This is a genomic window from Paenibacillus zeirhizosphaerae, from assembly GCF_030705605.1.
Taxonomy (GTDB): domain Bacteria; phylum Bacillota; class Bacilli; order Paenibacillales; family Paenibacillaceae; genus Paenibacillus; species Paenibacillus zeirhizosphaerae.
Window position 1 is genome coordinate 133,536 of sequence record NZ_JAPCKK010000018.1, and the last position, 17,817, is coordinate 151,352.

Sequence of the window (17,817 nt, forward strand, 5' to 3'; positions counted from 1 at the left end):
CGCTTTAACTAAATACGGCTGATACAAAAGACGACTCTCATTCGCGTATTTCCGAATGAGAGTCGTCTTTTTCTTTACTTAAAAATGAAAGCCTACGAATTCAGGTCCTGAATCCCGGTATTTGCTTTTACCAGAATCTCATCGAATTTCACATCATCCCGTCTGGATGAGAAATAGGTTCCTGCGAAAGCTCCCAAAAATCCCAATGGTATCGAAATAATGCCCGGATTGGTGAGCGAGATCAGTGGCGTGCCTACAAGGATCGCTTTCCCCTCAACCGGATTCCATACGTTGGGACTGACCGCGACAAGAATGAGCGCACTCAATAAACCGACCAGCATGCCTGTAACCGCTCCTGCGGTATTAAATCTTCTCCAAAATACCGTAAAAACGAGTACAGGCAGGTTCGCACTGGCGGCGACGGCAAAAGCAAGCGCAACCAGAAAGGCGACATTGAGCTTCTGGGCAAACAACGCCAGCAAAATCGATATCACGGCAACTCCGACAGAAGCCAGTTTGGCTGCTTTTACCTGCTCCTTTTCCTGTGCTTGGCCCTTGCGGATAATATGACCGTAAAAATCATGGGCGAAGGCAGATGCCCCAGACAATACCAGACCGGCGACTACTGCCAGAATAGTGGCGAAGGCAACGGCTGACACAAAGGCGAACAGAAATTCCCCGCCGAGGGCCCTGGCAAGCAGCGGTGCGGCCATGTTGCCTGCGGCGTTGGCTTCCACAATCGCACTTTCCCCTACGAAAGCGGCAGCACCGAAACCAAGAAACAGGGTCAGCACATAAAACACCCCTATGATCCATGTAGCGACAACTACGGATTTCCTCGCCGTCGGCGCATCTTTGACCGTAAAAAAGCGGATCAAAATATGCGGAAGCCCTGCGGTTCCCAGCACCAGTGCCAGATTCAGCGATAGGGTATCCAGCCCGTCGGCGAATTTATTACCCGGATGCAGAAAGGCTTCCTTGAGCGGCGTTGACGTCCGCATTTCATGAAACATATGAGCGATGTTGAAATCAAACTTGGCGAAGACGATTAGCGAAATGATGAAGGTACCTGCGATGAGGAGAACACATTTAATGATTTGTACCCAGCTTGTCGCCGTCATGCCGCCAAAAACAACATAAACAGTCATTAAAACACCGACAATAAGTACGGAAGTTGTATAATCAAGGCCGGGGATCAAAAGCTGGATCAATGCACCTGCACCGACCAATTGGGCAATCATATAGAAAATGGAGATCACGATGGAGTTCAGAGCGGCGACACCGCGGATTTTCTTATTATCGAAGCGGGCGGCAATCATGTCGGCCATCGTGTATTTACCCAAATTGCGCAAGGGCTCTGCAATGATGTACAACACGACCAGATAAGCGACCAGGAAACCGATGCTATAGAAAAATCCGTCAAACCCGAACAGCGCAATCATGCCTGCGATCCCCAGGAAGGAAGCCGCAGACATGTAATCCCCTGCGATGGCCAGCCCGTTCTGCCAACCGGTCAATCCTCCTCCGGCGGTGTAAAACTCGCTGGCGGTTTTTGTTTTTTTGGAGGCATAATAGGTGATGACGAGGGTACCGAGAACAATAACGAGGAACAGGAAAAATGCCGTATTCATCATTGATCCGCCCTCTTTTCATCTTGAATGGTTTGCGCTCTAAGCTCATTGCACATGGCGTCGAACTTGACCGACTGCCTGGAGTATAAATAGCACAGCACCCAGGTCATAATAAACTGGGCAAATGCAAACACCCATGCCCAAGTGATGGAGCCGAAAGCCGCTTGATTCAATACATCGGAGTAGGACGTCAAGATCGGAAGGGTAAAGTAAAATGCCAGAAAAAACACGGAAAGCGGAATAATGAACCTTTTTTTCTTTGCCATCAGGTTCCGGAAGGTCTCCGTTTTGGCAGCTTCGCTGTACGTCATTCGCTTGTTGTTCAAATAAATTCCTCCTTGTACTGTAATGGAGTACACTAGAATCCATTCGTATGTAAGCGTTTTTGTGTCAAAGCATCTACAAATCATTAACCAATTGTAAGCCCTTTCAAACTTAGGGTGTCTTATAAACTTTTATGTAATTTTGAAACCCTTGAGAACTAGAGGACTCGCTGTCGTTGCCCATCTTTCCTTTAGAGGTCATCATAAGTAAAGAGGCTACTAGCAGTGGGTTGCCAGTAGCCTTCATGAACGTTTTATTTCACTGTGATCGTGCCATAGGTCATATACATTCCACAATTAAAATTATAGGTTCCCAGCTTCAAAGTTTCATCAACCGTAAAGTAATTATCTTCATTCTCTAAATATACAAACATATCAAGATCCTGCGATACTATACTTCTAATGTGTGTTAAGTTGGTCATTTTTTTGAAATTGATTTTTGTAGGCACGCCTTCCTTCACCTCGATATGAGCAGGGGTGAAGCTGTCGTTCTCCACTTTAATCGTTACAATTTCATAATTGGCCAAATCCTCTTTCTGCGTGACTTGCTGCTTGTCCAACACGGAGGTGTTTTTTAAATAAAACAGTAAGCCTGTTATCACTACTATAACTGCCAGTCCGAGAACCAACAAAGGCCACCATTTCGTAATGATTTTGGTCATCATTTAACAGATCCCATCTTGAGTATTTATTGTGAAATTCCCTTCATCCAACATACCACGAAATCGGCGCTCTGCAAAATAGCTCTTGGGGGCTACAGTTAAAAACCGCTGCCGCTTTCGCCGAATCCGAAAAGGCTACCAGCAACGAACTGCTGGTAGCCTTGAATTCAACACAAGCATTTGAGCGCTGCAAGCGAATGCGCCAGAATTAGAAGCCTGCCGTCCAACCGGCGTCAGCGGCGATCACAGCCCCGTTTACAAAACTCGATTCGTCGGAAGCCAGGAAAAGAGCTACTTTTGCGATTTCTTCCGCTTGTCCTACACGAGGAATTACGCCTTGTGTAACCTTCGTTCGGGAAGCGCCAAACTCATTCAAGTTATGCATCGTTGAAGAAATGTTGGTCGCTGTCGCTCCTGGTGCAATGGCATTACATCGGATGCCTTTTTGAGCATACATGAAACCGGTGTTTTTCGTAATGCCGACTACCGCATGCTTCGAAGCGGTATAAGCAGCGCCTGCATGCGCACCGCTGAAGCCGCCTGTAGATGCCGTATTTATAATCACTCCTTGTCCTTTTTCCAGGAAAATCGGAATCGCTTTGCGAATCGCACGCATAACGCCTTTCGTATTCACATCAAATATAAAATCCCATTTCTCGTCGTCCACATCTCCTACAGGCGCCATGTTATCCATAATGCCGGCATTGTTTACCAAAATATCAAGGGTGCCGAATTCATTAACGGCTGTATCGATCATCGCGTTAATATCATTCAGGTCGGCAACGTTGGTCTGGACTGCGATTGCAGATCCGCCTGCTGCTTTAATTGCTGCGGCAACCGCTTCCGCGCCTTCCATGTTCAGGTCTGAAACAACAACACTTGCACCTTCTTTTGCAAATAATGTCGCAATCTCTTTTCCCATCCCCGATGCTGAGCCCGTAACGACCGCAACCTTCCCTTCCAAACGCATGAAAAATCCCTCCAATATTTTAATAAACAATTATTCATTCAAATTATAGATCTGCTTATAACCCCAGGTCAATTGTACGAAGGTGCATGTCCGAAAGGGGGAATCAGGAGCTTCCAATGCTGCAAAATGTCCCCCCTTGGTCGTATTCCGACCAATACACAACATTGTGATCGTGTTCAACGATATAATAACTGTATTTGAAAATCCGGATTATCCGGCCAAGCGAATAAACAGTGTGGGTGTCCCCAAAGGCTCTTGACCGGGGCACTCTTTTCGTGCGTGTTTCGTGCGTGGGTGAGACGCTCCGAGAACGAAGCATTCCTCCATCACTGTTGACCCTCCGGGCCAAAGGTGACCGCTCCGCTTTTCCGGAATTGCTTCGTTCTCTCCGCTGCTTTTGTGCATCCCCCAACTTAAAAAGAACAACCGGAAATCGCAATCTTCTGGCTTAACAAAATTGAAAAGGGGGCTGCCCTAAGCCATTTTCATGACTTTTGGGACAGCCCCACTAGATTTCATTGCATATGAGCTTACTCGTCGGCGCCGATATTTACAGCAGCTCCCTGCACTCTGGGTTCCCCGTTAATATCCTGCGTTCCGATGATGGCGCTGTCCGTGTGCCCGGCATCGATCGCTGGGGACGAAGACTGCAGATGGAAGTCGCCACCTGCCGCATTCACGAATTTAGGATCGGCAAACAAAGAATGTCCATCGTTGCCTGTTCCCGATTTGTACGCGGCGAAGCCCGTGTACTCTTTATTTTTCCAGGTCCAGGTGGCATCGGCGCTGCCGCCAGGAGCAAAATACAAATTATAATCCACCACGTTGCCGGAGTTTTTGGTGTATTCATTGTAGATCAGCACATCTGTGGAGTTGGCCACGAAAATATTGTTCTTGATCACGTTATTTTTCGTATCATACTGCACGAGGAGCTGACCGTTATAATCGTTCAAAGTGTCATTTTTGTACACTGTGTTGTTCACGATCTTGCAGTTTACCGTTGAACCACGCTCGTCGTCGTAACCGCCTATGGCGATGCCTGTCAGCCGGTTGTTATAAATCACGTTGCTGCGCACCGTAATATTGCTGGTAGACTTGCCGGCATGCTCGGAGGCAATTTCGATGCCGATATCGTTATTGTAGCTGTAGTTCTGCTCGATCACGCTGTCCTTGCCGCCATCCACATAGATGCCGCCAGCCGAGTTGTCGTCTTTCGCGTAAGACGGGTTATTGCTAACAGAGTTGTTGTACACCCGGTTGCCCTTCACCAAGCCGTTGCGTGCCTGATCGTAAGCAGTATTCGGCGCGGTGCCCTCAAAGCCGATCAGATCGATCCCGATATTATCGTTGTCGTGCACGAGGTTATTGCTCACCATAAAACCGTCCACGTTGCCGTTCAAAACGAGCGCTTCGCTGGAGCCCAGCACGAGATTAAACAGCTCATTGCCGTCAATCGTAAGGTCGTGAATCGCATCGGGAGCTTTCGTTCCGTACACGGCGATGCCATGGGCGTCCCGCCCCAGCCGATCACTGCCGCTCGGGGTGGCTGTGTTTTGGATATCATGAACTTTGTTGTTGGACAGATTAATGAAGCCGCCCGCTCCATGAACATAGATGCCCACAGGCACCGCATTCTTGAAAGCTGTAGTAAAATTGCGGATTTCAAACCCCTGCACGGTAACGTAATTCACATCGGCCAGCTCGACCAGCCCTTCAGAACCGCTGACCGGAAGCCCCTTGCCGTCAATGATTGGCGTCTCATTGTCATAGTTGCTAAACACGATAGGGCCTTGCGAAGCAGAGCCGGAACGGGTGATCTTCAGCTTCTCATTGTACACGCCCCCTCGCACATAAACCGTGCTGCCCGCAGGAGCCACGTCAGCCGCATGCTGCAGCGTCTTCCACGGTGCAGCACTCGTACCCGCATTGGTATCGCTGCCGCTCGTCGCCACATAATATTCAGCACCCGCCGCAGAGGCGGCAGCAGGCTGCACATGTTCAGATGCCAGACCAATACCCACCATCAAACTTATACCTGCCAGCAGCATTTTCCCGAGCTTCAACATCATCCCTCAACCCCCATCGTCCAATTTGGATTCGTACATGATAACCCGTCTTCACTGAGCGTGTCCCGCCTTCACTGACCATGCCCAGCTTGCAAACGTAAGGCGGTCTCCACCGTCGGCAGACTACCGGTGCCTCCAACCCCAAGCGTTGACAGCGCCCCGCATGCATTGGCAAATCGCAGCAGCTCCTCGCCACGGCGGCCGAGCAGATAACCGTAAATGATTCCCGCATTGAAGCAGTCTCCCGCTCCCGTCGTATCCACCGGGGTCACCACATAAGGCGCTGCCGATATCACACTTCCGTCAGGCTCGCGCAGCGAAGCGCCTCTGGAGCCTTGCTTGACTGCCACCAAACCCGCCACAGGCGGAAGCATAGATTCAAGCACACTAGCGACCCGATCGGCTGGAAAAATATGCAGCAGCTCATCCTCGCTCGGAATGAACAACTCCGTTTCCGCCAGCAGCGCACTGATTCCCTCACGATCCCATTGATTGGCCACATCCCAGCCTGTATCAAAGGACGTGCTGATCCCATCCGCACGCAGCTTTTTAAAGAGCTCCAGCCAGTGAGGCCTCATGCCGTCCTGCAAATAATAGGAGCCAAAATGCAGGTGGCGGGTCTGCCGCAGCAGCGTCTCGGGGATGTAGTCCGGCGTCAACAGCGGAATGCTGCCAGCGTAGGTTAACAATCCCCGGTCGGCAGGCGTGGATAAGGACAGGGTCACGCCTGTCTTGATGCCCGGCAGCCGGGTGACGTGCTCTGTGTTGACACCCATGCGCTGCAGCTCGCCCGTGCAGAAGGTGCCAAAATCGTCGTCCCCTACCACGCTGACGAACCGCACATCCGCTCCAAGGCTGGCCAGCGCACAGGCTGTGATCGCCGAGGAGGAACCGAGCACGACCTCGAAGCCGTCGACCATCTTTTCCCGGTTCCATTCCGGCATAACATCATTCCCAGACACAATAATGTCCACGTTGAGCTCCCCGGCGACAACAACGACGGGCTTTGCCCCCTCCTGAGGCCGCATCATGTCAATACCGGAACAATACCTTGCTCCGCCTCATACAGCTCTTCGAACATGCTGCCGATTTCATCCAGCGAGCATACGGCTGCCGTCAACGGGTCCACCATCAAGGCATGGCGGGCCATTTCCTTGTCACTCTTCAGCACGGCTTCTACAGCCAGATCGAAAAAGGCCATGTTCGAGCGGCACAGTGCAGCCAAGTGCTCAGGGAGTTTACCGAAGCGGGTAGGCTGAACGCCCCTCTGGTCAACGAGACAGGCCACCTCAACCACGCCGTCTGACGGCAGATTTTCGATCAGTCCCCGGTTAGGAACGTTGCCATAAATGACCTTTGGCTCGTGTTTCAATACAGCTTCGATAATGACAGCCGCATATTCATTGCTGGATTGCATTTCGAGCGGCAGCGTACCTGCGAGCTGTTGGGCGATCTGCTCATCGTTCTCTTTGCGCCAAATCGGCCAGTTGTCGGCATAAAAGCCCGTCGCCCCGTTATAACCGGTGCTGCAGTGCACATCGATGAGTGACTCGCGTTTGCGGTAATACGGAATATACTCCGAGAAATGGCCGCTCGATTCCGAGACAAAGGCTCCCAAATACTTCATCGCGTCAAAACGGACCGGATCCTGGCGCAGCAGCTCGTGGTCCTGTATTTTTTCCAGCAGAACCGGATACAGGTCTTGCCCGGCGTGGGACAGCTCCACAAACCAGGACATGTGGTTGATGCCGCCTGCCCTCCAGTGCATCTCTTCATACGGAACCCCAGCGTATTCCGCCAGTTGAGCGGACGTATTCTGGATGGAATGGCAGAGACCGACCACAGGAATGTCCGTGATGCGGGAAGTCAGCAGGGTTACCGCAGACATCGGATTGGTATAGTTCAAAATCATGCTGTCCGGGCACAGCTCCTCAACGTCCCGGACGATCTCGATCCAACTGGGGAGGGTGCGCAGCGTCTTGAACAGGCCTCCCGGCCCCAGCGTATCGCCGATACATTGCTTGACCCCGTATTTCAGCGGAATTTCATATTCGTATCGCACCGTCTCCAGCCCGCCAACCTCAATCTGGTTGATCACGAAACGGGAACCACCGATGACCTGTCTACGGTCCGTAGAAGCAATGACCTCCCACTTCTTCCCCGTCATTTCTACGATCTTGAGCACCAGCCTGCGCGCCAGCTCAAGCCGCCGCTCGTCGATATCGACCAGGGCGATCGTACCGCCCTCCAACCCTTCGATCAGAAGGATATCCATCGCGATTTCACGGGTAAACGCACTGCCTGCACCGATAATTGAAATTTTCGTCATAGCTCTTCTCCTCGCCCCTTATTTCATGCCTGTCATGGTCAAGCCTTTAATGAATTGCTTCTGGAAGATCAGGAACACCATAATAACCGGTATCGTAATCAGAACCGCTGCAGACATGACGACATTGTAATTGACCTGGTGGGTTCCGTTAAAATAGACCAAGGCGAGCGGAACGGTCATTTTACTCTCATCATTCAGCACGATCAGCGGCCACAGGTAGTTGTTCCACGAGTTCATGAACGTAAATATGCCCAGCGCCGACAGCATCGGCATGATGAGCGGCGAAATGATGCGCAGCATTAGCCTGAACTCGCCAGCGCCGTCTATTCTCGCGGCTTCCAGCAGATCCTGCGGGATTTCCTCGATGAACTGTTTGGCCAGGAACACGCCGTAGGAGCTGACCAGATTAGGCAAAATAATTGCCATCAAACTGTTAACCAATCCGAGCTCGGACGTGATCAGATAGGTCGGAACCATAATTACCTGGAACGGAATCATCATCGTCGCCAGGATCAGGATGAACAGCAGCCTCTTCCCTTTAAATTGATGTTTGGCAAAAATATAGCCCGCCAGCGAGCTGGTGAACAAGGTGATCACCGTGATGATGACCGAGGTCACCAGGCTGTTCAACAACCACGTGACAAACGGCGCATCACGGAAAACCGTCCGGTATCCCTCAAGGCTGGGCTGTCTGGGAAAAAAACCGCCAGAGCCTGACACGATCTCCATATTACTCTTCAGCGAAGACAGCACCATCCAGGCGTAAGGCAGCAGCATGATACAAGCTGCCACTGCCAGTACAGCGATCAGCACCCCATCCCAGACACTGCGTTTATGCGGCATAAGCTTCTTTTCCCCCTCTCAATGTTCCCACTGCGTACGTCCCCATCTCAGCTGCAGCAAAGTCACGAGCAGAATGATCATAAGAAACACAGTCGCCATCGCGGAGGCGTATCCCATATTCGAGTTGGAGAAGGCCTGGTCATAAATGTGCAGCGCCAGCACACGTGTCTCGTTGAAGGGTTCCCCTTTGGTCATGATCTGGAATTGCGGGAAGGCCTGAAAATAGGAAACGACGGTGGTCACGGAGACGAACAGCAACGTTCTGCGCAGCAGCGGCAAAGTGATGTGGAAAAAGATATGCCCCCGGCCCGCGCCCTCCAGAATCGCCGCTTCATAATACATATCGGGAATAGAATCCAGCCCGGCGATGAACAGAACGATGTTATAGCCAATATCGGCCCACAGGGTCATCAAAATGACAGAGTAGAGCGCATAATGCGGATCGCTCAGCCACTGGATCGGGGCCATATGCAGCTTAGCCAGCACCATGTTGAACAAGCCGTTGTTGTAATTAAACATCGTGCTCCATACAATGGCCGTGCCCGCGAGTGGTGCGATCGTTGGCAGAAAGAACAGCGTCCGGAACAAATTTTTAAGCCAAGGGATGCTGACCCGCTGAATGGCCGCAGCGATCAGCAGCGTAATGACGATATTGGCCAGCACGGTGATGATGACAAACTTGAACGTGACCCATAACGACTTTAGAAAAACAGCGTCCTGCAGCATGCGGACATAATTCTCCGCTCCCACAAACACCGCATTTGAGCTGAGCGGGTCATACTTGAATACAGACAAACCAAGGCTCCACGCGATGGGAAGAAAAGCAAACACCCCGAACAGGAGCAGAATCGGCACCAGTGATAGGATGATAAACCGCCGTTTGGCCCTGTACCCCGCCGCTTTTCCCGCTGTTTTAAGCCCCTTCGCCTTGTCGGTTGGTACAGCAACACTCATGCCCGAGCCCCCTTATCACTTATGTTGATCCTGGCTATCATTGATAGCCTTTTCGATGTTCGCCAATCCGTCCTCCACACTCAGTTGTCCGCTGACCATCAACTGAAAGTTGTCGTTGACCTGCTTGAAGAAGTGATCCCGGTCGGCCACGGGGCCGATCCATTGGCCTAACGGCAGCACTGCCAGCGAGGTTTTCATATAAGGATTGCTGCTCTGGAATGCCGGGTCTTCGGCGATTTCTTTTTTGGCCGGAACGGTAAAGGTGTCCGTATTCCACGCCTCAAGGTTGTCCTTCTCCGAGATGAACTGGATGAAATCCAGCGCAGCCTCCTGCTGCTTGCTTTGCTTCGCCACCGCAAGGCCCCAGCCGGATTCGGCGGCAAAGACAGGCGGGCTGTCCGTAAAGGACGGCACTGGCACATATTCAAAATCGCTAACCTTATAGTTGTTGATTCCCGCAGAAATCGTCCAAGGGCCACGGTAGGTCATGGCCGAGTTGCCACGAAAGAAATGATCGGAGGTATCCAGCTCCCCGCCAAACGCGGTCAAATCCGTGACTTTGTCATCAGCCACAAGCGAGACCAGGGCCGACATCGCCGTCCGCGCCTCCGGAGTATTGAAATTCACATGTCCGCCTTCTCCCCAGAAGCTTGCCCCTTGCTGCAAGATAAGCGACAAAAAGGTAAATGTAATATTGTCCGACGATACAAAATCAAAGCCTTTGACCTTAACGACATCACCTTCACGCACGGTCAGTTTTCGGGCATAATCCACAAGCTCCGCCCAGGTGGACGGCGGCTGATCGAAGCCTTGCTGCTTCAGTATTTGCGGATGAATCAGCATGCCGCCATTTTCAATGTTGTATTCCAGCGGCAGCCCGTACAGCTTGTTATCCCGCATATACCCGCCAAGAGGCGCGTCATAGTAGGCTTTTTTTACATTTTCACTATCAGGGATTTCAACGAGCAGATTGTTCTTGGAATATTCGGGAACCCATGTGCCAAAAAACTCGGCGATATCGGGCGGTTGTTTCGCGGAGAATGAAGCCTTTAGCTTCTGGTTGTACACGTCATACGGAAAGGTTTGATACTCGATGGTTACATCAGGGTGTGCATCCTGATATTTGACGACCAGCTTTTTGTATGCGTTTACAATTGCGTCTTCCTGATGGCTCCAAAAGACAAGTTTCACCTTGCCTTGCGGGTCTGCGGATGTATCGCCGCCGGAAGTGGAAGGGCCTCCACACCCCGCTGCAGCGAATACAACGCAAACCGCCATGATGATCAGCATAAACTTGGAAAACCGCATTTGCATATCCCCCTAATCCTGCAAATTAACCAGCATATGAAGGGGAGATTGCTTGAGGATAAGCGCCATGAAGCCGAAGCCATTAAATAAAAGCAGTGTGGTCCATAGGTGTATGTACGGCAATCCGCTGCTCCCGGCACGCTTGCTCAAACCATCCCTCCGGCTGTTTATTCGTAATTACCCCTGTCACCTGATTCAGGGGAGTAATGGTAAACAAAGCGCTCTTCTCCAGCTTGCTTTGATCGAATACAGCATATACTTCGCTGGAACGTTCCATCATTAATTGGGCAATACGTGCTTCAAGCTCGGAGTGCATCGTAAACCCGTGATTGAGAGACACTCCGTCCACCCCAAGAAACATTTTGGTAATGTTGATTTTATCGATCACGTTCTCCGCCAGCGGACCGCTCAGCTCGTAGCTCTTGGCCCGCATCACGCCGCCGATCACCACCACCTGAATATCTTCCGCATCGGCCAGCTCAAAAGCAATGTTCACCGCATTGGTGACAATCGTGATATTCCGGTGTTTTTTCAGCGCTTTCGCAATAAAAAATGTCGTAGTTCCCCCGGTGAGGCAGATAATGTCCCCTTCCTGGACCAGGGCAGCCGCAGCTTCGGCAATCCGCTCCTTATCCTGCCGTTTGAAATCATGCTTGGCGGCAAAGGGCAGTTCTGCGGCCGACGACATCAGCGCCCCTTCGTAAATGGCTCCACCGGTCGTGCGGATAATGCCGCCCGCTTTCTCTAGTACGTCCAGGTCACGCCTAGCGGTCGCTTCCGAGCAGCCGATGGCCTCAACAATCTCCTGCACCGATATTTTTCCACGCGATTTGATCAGTTCCAGTGTTTTCGCTCTGCGAAGTTCACCCTTTGAATATTGCATATGTCTCTCCTTTGATATATCTGGGCCGTTACAACCCGTGTTAGCTCTATTGTGGAGGATGGAAGGATGGATTGCAATACGCCGAAATGAACCCGCTTGCAGGGCTCTTCACAAAGCTGTAATCTGCACCTGCCGCTCGTATTCCCGGAAATGGCGGTAGTCGATATCTCCCGCTTTCGCGGACATCGCATTGGCGGCCGCCGCTGCAGCGGCGGTGCGCAGTCTGTCTGCGGCCGAATCGCCGCGTTCTTCCGCATACGCCATACCTGCCACAAAGGCGTCGCCGCAGCCCACCGTGTTCACGGGCTGGATGACCGGCGGTGTCACCAGATACGCTGCTCCGTCCAGAATTGCCACGGCTCCGCGGCTGCCCAGTGTTACACATACCTCGGCAATCCCCTGGTCGGCTAGCATCTGCGCGGCCCGGGTCCACTCGCTAAGTTCCTGCGGTATGTGTCCCAACCAGCCGGATAGCTCCTGCTCGTTCGGCTTCACGAAGTGAGGCATTACGTCGAGATGAGACGTTCCGTCGAGCGCAGCGCTGAATGCCCTTCCGCTGGTATCCAGGAAGGCCCGCGCTCCAGTGGAACGCACGATGCCGGTCAGCTCCGCGTACAAACCCTCCGGTGCACCGGCGGGCAAACTGCCAGACAGCACAACTACGGTGGATTGCAGGGCAAGCTGCCGCACCCTTTGCTTGATCGCTTCAACTTCGCTGCCGGTTATGGCCGGTCCTTGCCCGAGCAGCTCGGTGGACGTTCCGCTGGACTCATCCAGAATATTGAGGCAGACCCGCGACTCTCCCGGTCCATGGACAAAGGCTGTCTGGATGCCCCGGTCCGTCAGGCTGCTCTCGATAAACGCGCCATTGCTGCCAGCAATGATGCCAGTAGCCGTGACCTCCCCACCGAGCTGGCGAATCACCTTGGCGACATTGTTGCCTTTGCCGCCTGGTTCATCGACCTGACGGGCCACCCGCTGCACCTGACCCACGTTGAACTTATCAACATAATACGTCCGGTCGATGGCCGCATGGAGTGTGACGGTGGTGATCATCTGGCCACGCCCGCTTTGCCGACAGAACCGCAGAGCCGCATTTTTTCCATAGCAAGCTGTTTGACCGCTTCCTTCGCCGGAACCATGTATTTGCGCGGATCGTTTTCCGCAGGATGCTCTGTAAAAACGCCTTTGATCGCGTCGGAGAACGCGATGCGCAGCTCGGTGGCAATGTTCACCTTGGCCATGCCCAGCGCGACCGCCTGATGAATTTGCTCAGCCGGAATGCCCGACCCGCCATGCAGCACCAAAGGAACCTCCACACGATCCGCGATGCGCGCAATCCGCTCGAAATCAATGTTCGGCGTACCCTTGTAAATACCGTGGGCGGTGCCAATCGCAGGCGCAAGCGTAGTTACATCGGTACGTTCAATAAACAGAGCACATTCTTCAGGATCGGCCAGCAAAGCATCCCGCTCATCCACCACAATGTCATCCTCGACGCCGCCGACCTTGCCAAGCTCCGCTTCCACATTCACACCGGAAGCCTGGGCGATTTCCATCACTTTGCAGGTTTGCTTTACATTTTCTTCGAATGGAAACATGGAGGCGTCGATCATAACCGAGGTATAACCTGCCCGTATACATTGGATGATTGTAGGGAAATCAGTGCAGTGATCCAGATGCAGCGCCATGGGCAGATCTGTCCGGTCTGCGGCGGTTTTAGCCGCATGGGCGATGTAATCCGGACCCAAATGTTTGACCGTGCCCACCGTCGTTTGAATAATGAGCGGGGAATCCGTTTCAACCGCCGCTTCTACGACCGCCTGCAGCATTTCCAGGGTGTGCACGTTAAAAGCGGGGATCGCGTATTTCTCCCTGCGGGCTGTTTGCAGCATTTTAGTAGACGAGATCAGTGGCATATCTTTTTTTCCCCCTTGAAAGGTATGGCCGCATGCCGGGTACAAAAGGTTGATTAGGAGACCCTTTATTTGGCTGTATAGCGGCGGATTTGAGCGCGCTTAACACCTCCCTTTCCTTAGTGGAACGATCCGGTAATCACGTGCAGAGTGCGGCCAAATGCTGCCTTTCCAGACAAATAAGCTCTCTCAAGTCCGTTAGCTGCATGCGATCTGATCTGCCGTCACCAACGTTCACGTTATTTGGGGGGATCTTTCCACTATGCAAATGACTGCAACAAGATTGGATAACACTTGTTCTTGTGATCATAATAATCTTTTAATTTGATTAAATCAATCATTAAATAAAAAAATGCTCATTTTTTTATTATAAAATCGTATATTTGAATTAATTAATCATTTTTATTGCATTTTCGATCTAAATGATTATAAAATTGACACGAGTCGTCATATCAATCTATTTCCGGGAGGTTCCTTTTATGAGCTTGACGTATCGTGAAATTAAAGGCCAGTATAAGGCCTTACAACAGACCTTCGAATATATGGTGGCCAAGCGCGCTGAATTTACCGCTTTTGTCCGTGAACAGGCGGTCACCTCCGTAACCTTTGTCGGTTCCGGGTCCAGCTATTGCTTGAGTGAGGCGGCCGCTTTCTCCTTCCGTTTGCGTGCTGGCCTGCCCGCGCTTTCCCTCGCCGCCGGCGACCTGATGCTCCATGCCAACCGCTACCGCCCTATGCTGACAGGCACCCTGGCCATCGCTCCGTCACGGTCCGGCAGCACCAGCGAAGTCGTCGAAGCGCTGCGCCTGATTCAATCGGAAAAGCACATTCCCGTATTGTCGATTTCCTGTGTCGCAGACTCTCCGTTATCTGCGAGGGCTGATTTTGCCCTGGAGCTGCCTTGGGCCTTCGACGACAGCGTTTGCCAGACCCGCACGGTTACCAATCTGTATGCAGCCAATCTGCTGCTTGCCGCCTTTCTTGCTGGCGATGAGCTTCTGATCGCAGACATGCAAGCGGCTATTCACCAGGGCGAAGCCTACATGACACGGGTGGAAAATGACATCCGTCGAGCCTCCAACTTTGCCTGGACGAACGCTGTCGTGCTGGCGGACGGCGAGCTGCAGGGACTGGCCGCCGAGGGCGCGATCGCTTTGACCGAAATCGCCAAGACGCAGGCCCATGCCTACCATCTGCTCGACGTGCGCCATGGCCCGATGGTGACGGTTGGCCCAGATACACTCGTGATCGCGGCCTTGTCGGACAGCGGCATCGAGCATCAGCGCAACCTGATGCTCGATATCAAGGATCGCGGTGCCACCGTCATCGCTTTTGCCGATCGGGCGGAAGCGGTGCCGCAGGACATCGTCGACCTCGCGATCACGACAGACCGTCCGCTGGACGCTGCGGTGCGGGGCATCCCGTTTATTTTCATCCCGCAAATCGCCGCCCTCGCCAGCGCCGAACGCCACGGCATCAACCCGGATCAGCCCGACGGGCTGGTGGCCTGGGTAAAGCTTTAAAAAAACGTCAAAGAACCTCCACACCGCCTGTCAAGCGGTGATGAAGGTTCTTTTTGCATATGGATTTATAGCCTCTGACGTGTGAAAGCTGTCTAACCGGTTACCGTTAATTCCAGCTCCCGTTCCGCAGCAGTCGCAGAGCTCGTGCCAACCATGACTTTAAGCCGGCATGGCTCCAAAGCGAATTCCATGTCCCGGTTCCAGATTGACAGCTTCTCCTGATCCAGCAGAAAAGTGATCGTTTTCGATTCACCCGGCGCAAGCCATACTTTCTCAAACGCCTTCAGCTCAAGCCTGCGGCGTGTGATGCCCGATCCGCTGGCTTGAATATATAACTGGGCCGTCTCAGCCCCGGCCGTTTCCCCGGTATTCTCCACCTCAACACTGATCTCGAAAGCCTGCCCCTGCTGCAGTTCCGCAACGGCCATGAAGGCAGACTGTACACGCAGACTGGTGTAACGGAAGGTGGTGTAGCTCAAACCATATCCGAACGGGTATAAAGGCAGCGAGCTTACATCGGCGTAATGCCTGATCCGGCTCGTTTTTTTCTGATTGTAATAGATGGGCAGCTGACCGACCGCACGCGGCAGCGAAACCGGCAGCTTGCCGCTCGGATTTACCTTGCCAAACAAAATCTCCCCGATCGCCTGTCCGCCCTCCGTTCCCGGATACCAGGCGCACAACAGCGCACCGCAATGTTCATCAATCGCCGTCAGCTCATGGGGTCTTCCCTGGATCACGACAACAACAACAGGTGTACCGGTCGACTGTATTTCCCGCACAAGGCGCTCCTGAATTCCACCCAGCTTCAAGTCGGCTACATCAACACCTTCGCCGCAGTCCATTTCCGAGACAGCTCCTTCAGAGATGATCGCTTCGCCGTTGTTATCAAACTCGCCGCCGAACTGGCGGGCACTGCTGCCGCCAACAACGAGCACAGCGACATCTGCGCTGCGCGCCGCCTCCACAGCCTCTTCCAGCCACTCCGTGGATTCGTCACGGATACCACAGCCACGCGCGTATACGATCTCCGTATCGGCGGGAGCCGCCAGTCGGATTCCCTGCAGCACGGTCGTGCCTGTTCCTTTGCGCTGCACGCTTGTATAATCGCCAAGCTGATGATACAAACTGTCGGCGTTCGGACCGATGACCGCGATGCGCCGGGCACTGGCCCCCAGGGGCAGCAGCCTGCCGTCATTACGCAGCAGCACGACAGACTCGCGTGCCAACTGCAAATTAACTGTCCGCGCAGCTTCGCTTTTAACGACTGATGCAGCACGCGTGGTGTCCGCATAAGGCTGATCAAACAGCCCTAGCCTGAACTTGAGCAGCAGTACGCGGGCTACGGCCCGGTCTATGTAATGCTCCTGAATCAGTCCCTGTTCAACCGCCTGCTGCAAAGTAGTGAACGCTTTATCCCACAGGCTTAAATCCACACCGGAAGAAAGTGCCAAGGCAGCGGCGGCCTCATAGGATTCCGTCAGCGCAAGCAGACGGTCAACGGCGGCGCCGTCCGCCATGACGATTCCATCAAATCCCCATTCATCGCGCAAAATGCCCGTAAGCAGCTTGGAGTTGGCATGGCAAGGCATGCCGTCGATTTCATTGTAGGCCGCCATGCAGCCGGCAGCCCCCGCACGGACGCCAGCCAGCATACCCGGCAGATGAATCTCGCGCAGCTCACGCTCACCAATCACCGCCGGACCGGAGTTCATTCCGCCTTGCGCTGCGCCTTGTGCACATAAATGCTTAAGTACAGCAGCAACCTTATCCGGCGCCTTCAAATCTTTGGCATCTTCCCCTTGCATTCCCTGGACAACAGCCTTCGTCATCCGAGCCGCCAGGTAAGGGTCCTCCCCGTAGCACTCCTCAGAACGGCCCCATCTCGGTTCATGCAGGATATCCAGTGCCGACACCAGACCGATATGGGCCCCCCTGGCGCGGATTTCCGCTGCGACCTGGGCATATGCACGCTCAAGCAGAGCCGGGTTCCACGTGGAGCCTGCGCCAATATTAACGGGGAATAAAGTACCGTCCAACGCCTGATGTCCATGCGGGCATTCTTCGGACAGCAAAACAGGAATGCCCAGCCTTGAATGCTCAATCACGTATCGCTGCACCTCATTAGCCACCTGTGCATTATCCATTGTAGGTATACCGTTCGCATAGTTGACTCCTGACCAGGGATCGCTGCGGAACAGCCCGTAAAGTGCGCCCATCCCGCCGCCGAAAGCCACCTCCCACTTAAATTCGTCTGTCAGTTCAGTTCCCGTTTCTGTGCGCCGATAAGCATCCCAGCCATACATGCGCTGGTTGAGCTGTCCGACCTTTTCCTGCAGCGTCATCCTGAGAAGGAGATCAGCAGTTCTTTCCTCCGCCGAAAGTGAATGATCCTTATACTTTTCCATG

General features: G+C 53.0%; 15 protein-coding genes. 1 reads left to right on the forward strand and 14 read right to left on the reverse strand.

Going from position 1 to position 17,817, the window contains the following annotated elements; genetic code table 11:
- Positions 1-92: 92 nt before the first annotated feature.
- The 13 genes from OIN60_RS15780 to fba all read right to left on the reverse strand — a co-directional run bounded on the left by OIN60_RS15780 (position 93) and on the right by fba (position 13,888).
- The gene (locus OIN60_RS15780; protein WP_305755839.1) at positions 93-1,634 is read right to left on the reverse strand and encodes a solute symporter family protein; all 1,542 of its coding nucleotides are present in this window, start codon (positions 1,632-1,634) and stop codon (positions 93-95) included.
- Positions 1,631-1,942 (reverse strand): DUF485 domain-containing protein, encoded by a 312-nt coding sequence (locus OIN60_RS15785; RefSeq protein ID WP_305755913.1) that lies wholly within the window; start codon positions 1,940-1,942, stop codon positions 1,631-1,633. Before OIN60_RS15785 ends, OIN60_RS15780 begins: the two co-directional genes overlap by 4 nt.
- A gap of 266 nt (positions 1,943-2,208) precedes the next feature.
- Positions 2,209-2,619, reverse strand: a complete 411-nt coding sequence (locus OIN60_RS15790) for a cupredoxin domain-containing protein (protein ID WP_305755840.1) — start codon at positions 2,617-2,619, stop codon at positions 2,209-2,211.
- Positions 2,620-2,824: 205 nt separating this feature from the next.
- Positions 2,825-3,586 (reverse strand): SDR family oxidoreductase, encoded by a 762-nt coding sequence (locus OIN60_RS15795; RefSeq protein ID WP_305755841.1) that lies wholly within the window; start codon positions 3,584-3,586, stop codon positions 2,825-2,827.
- Positions 3,587-4,116: 530 nt separating this feature from the next.
- Complete coding sequence (locus OIN60_RS15800; protein ID WP_305755914.1) at positions 4,117-5,652, reverse strand: right-handed parallel beta-helix repeat-containing protein; 1,536 nt, start codon at positions 5,650-5,652, stop codon at positions 4,117-4,119.
- Positions 5,653-5,723: 71 nt separating this feature from the next.
- Positions 5,724-6,626, reverse strand: coding sequence for a carbohydrate kinase family protein (locus tag OIN60_RS15805; protein WP_370872510.1), 903 nt, complete (start codon positions 6,624-6,626; stop codon positions 5,724-5,726).
- A 53-nt stretch (positions 6,627-6,679) separates the two neighbouring features.
- The gene (gene melA / locus OIN60_RS15810; RefSeq protein ID WP_305755842.1) at positions 6,680-7,981 is read right to left on the reverse strand and encodes an alpha-galactosidase; all 1,302 of its coding nucleotides are present in this window, start codon (positions 7,979-7,981) and stop codon (positions 6,680-6,682) included.
- A gap of 18 nt (positions 7,982-7,999) precedes the next feature.
- Positions 8,000-8,824 (reverse strand): carbohydrate ABC transporter permease, encoded by an 825-nt coding sequence (locus OIN60_RS15815; protein ID WP_305755843.1) that lies wholly within the window; start codon positions 8,822-8,824, stop codon positions 8,000-8,002.
- Between the two features lie 18 nt (positions 8,825-8,842).
- Positions 8,843-9,778: a carbohydrate ABC transporter permease gene (locus tag OIN60_RS15820; protein ID WP_305755844.1), complete on the reverse strand. Its 936-nt coding sequence runs from the start codon at positions 9,776-9,778 to the stop codon at positions 8,843-8,845.
- Positions 9,779-9,793: 15 nt separating this feature from the next.
- Entirely contained in the window at positions 9,794-11,086 is a 1,293-nt protein-coding gene (locus tag OIN60_RS15825; protein WP_305755845.1) for an ABC transporter substrate-binding protein, read from the reverse strand.
- 82 nt (positions 11,087-11,168) lie between these two features.
- Entirely contained in the window at positions 11,169-11,969 is an 801-nt protein-coding gene (locus OIN60_RS15830; protein ID WP_305755846.1) for a DeoR/GlpR family DNA-binding transcription regulator, read from the reverse strand.
- 108 nt (positions 11,970-12,077) lie between these two features.
- Positions 12,078-13,025: a 1-phosphofructokinase family hexose kinase gene (locus OIN60_RS15835; protein ID WP_305755847.1), complete on the reverse strand. Its 948-nt coding sequence runs from the start codon at positions 13,023-13,025 to the stop codon at positions 12,078-12,080.
- Positions 13,022-13,888, reverse strand: coding sequence for a class II fructose-1,6-bisphosphate aldolase (gene fba, locus OIN60_RS15840; protein ID WP_305755848.1), 867 nt, complete (start codon positions 13,886-13,888; stop codon positions 13,022-13,024). Before fba ends, OIN60_RS15835 begins: the two co-directional genes overlap by 4 nt.
- Positions 13,889-14,364: 476 nt before the next feature.
- Between fba and OIN60_RS15845 the strand changes: the two genes are divergently transcribed.
- The gene (locus OIN60_RS15845) at positions 14,365-15,408 is read left to right on the forward strand and encodes an SIS domain-containing protein (RefSeq protein WP_305755849.1); all 1,044 of its coding nucleotides are present in this window, start codon (positions 14,365-14,367) and stop codon (positions 15,406-15,408) included.
- Between the two features lie 92 nt (positions 15,409-15,500).
- Here OIN60_RS15845 and OIN60_RS15850 read toward each other — a convergent pair whose 3' ends face one another.
- The gene (locus tag OIN60_RS15850) at positions 15,501-17,816 is read right to left on the reverse strand and encodes a glycoside hydrolase family 3 N-terminal domain-containing protein (protein ID WP_305755850.1); all 2,316 of its coding nucleotides are present in this window, start codon (positions 17,814-17,816) and stop codon (positions 15,501-15,503) included.
- Between the last annotated feature and the right edge of the window lies 1 nt (position 17,817).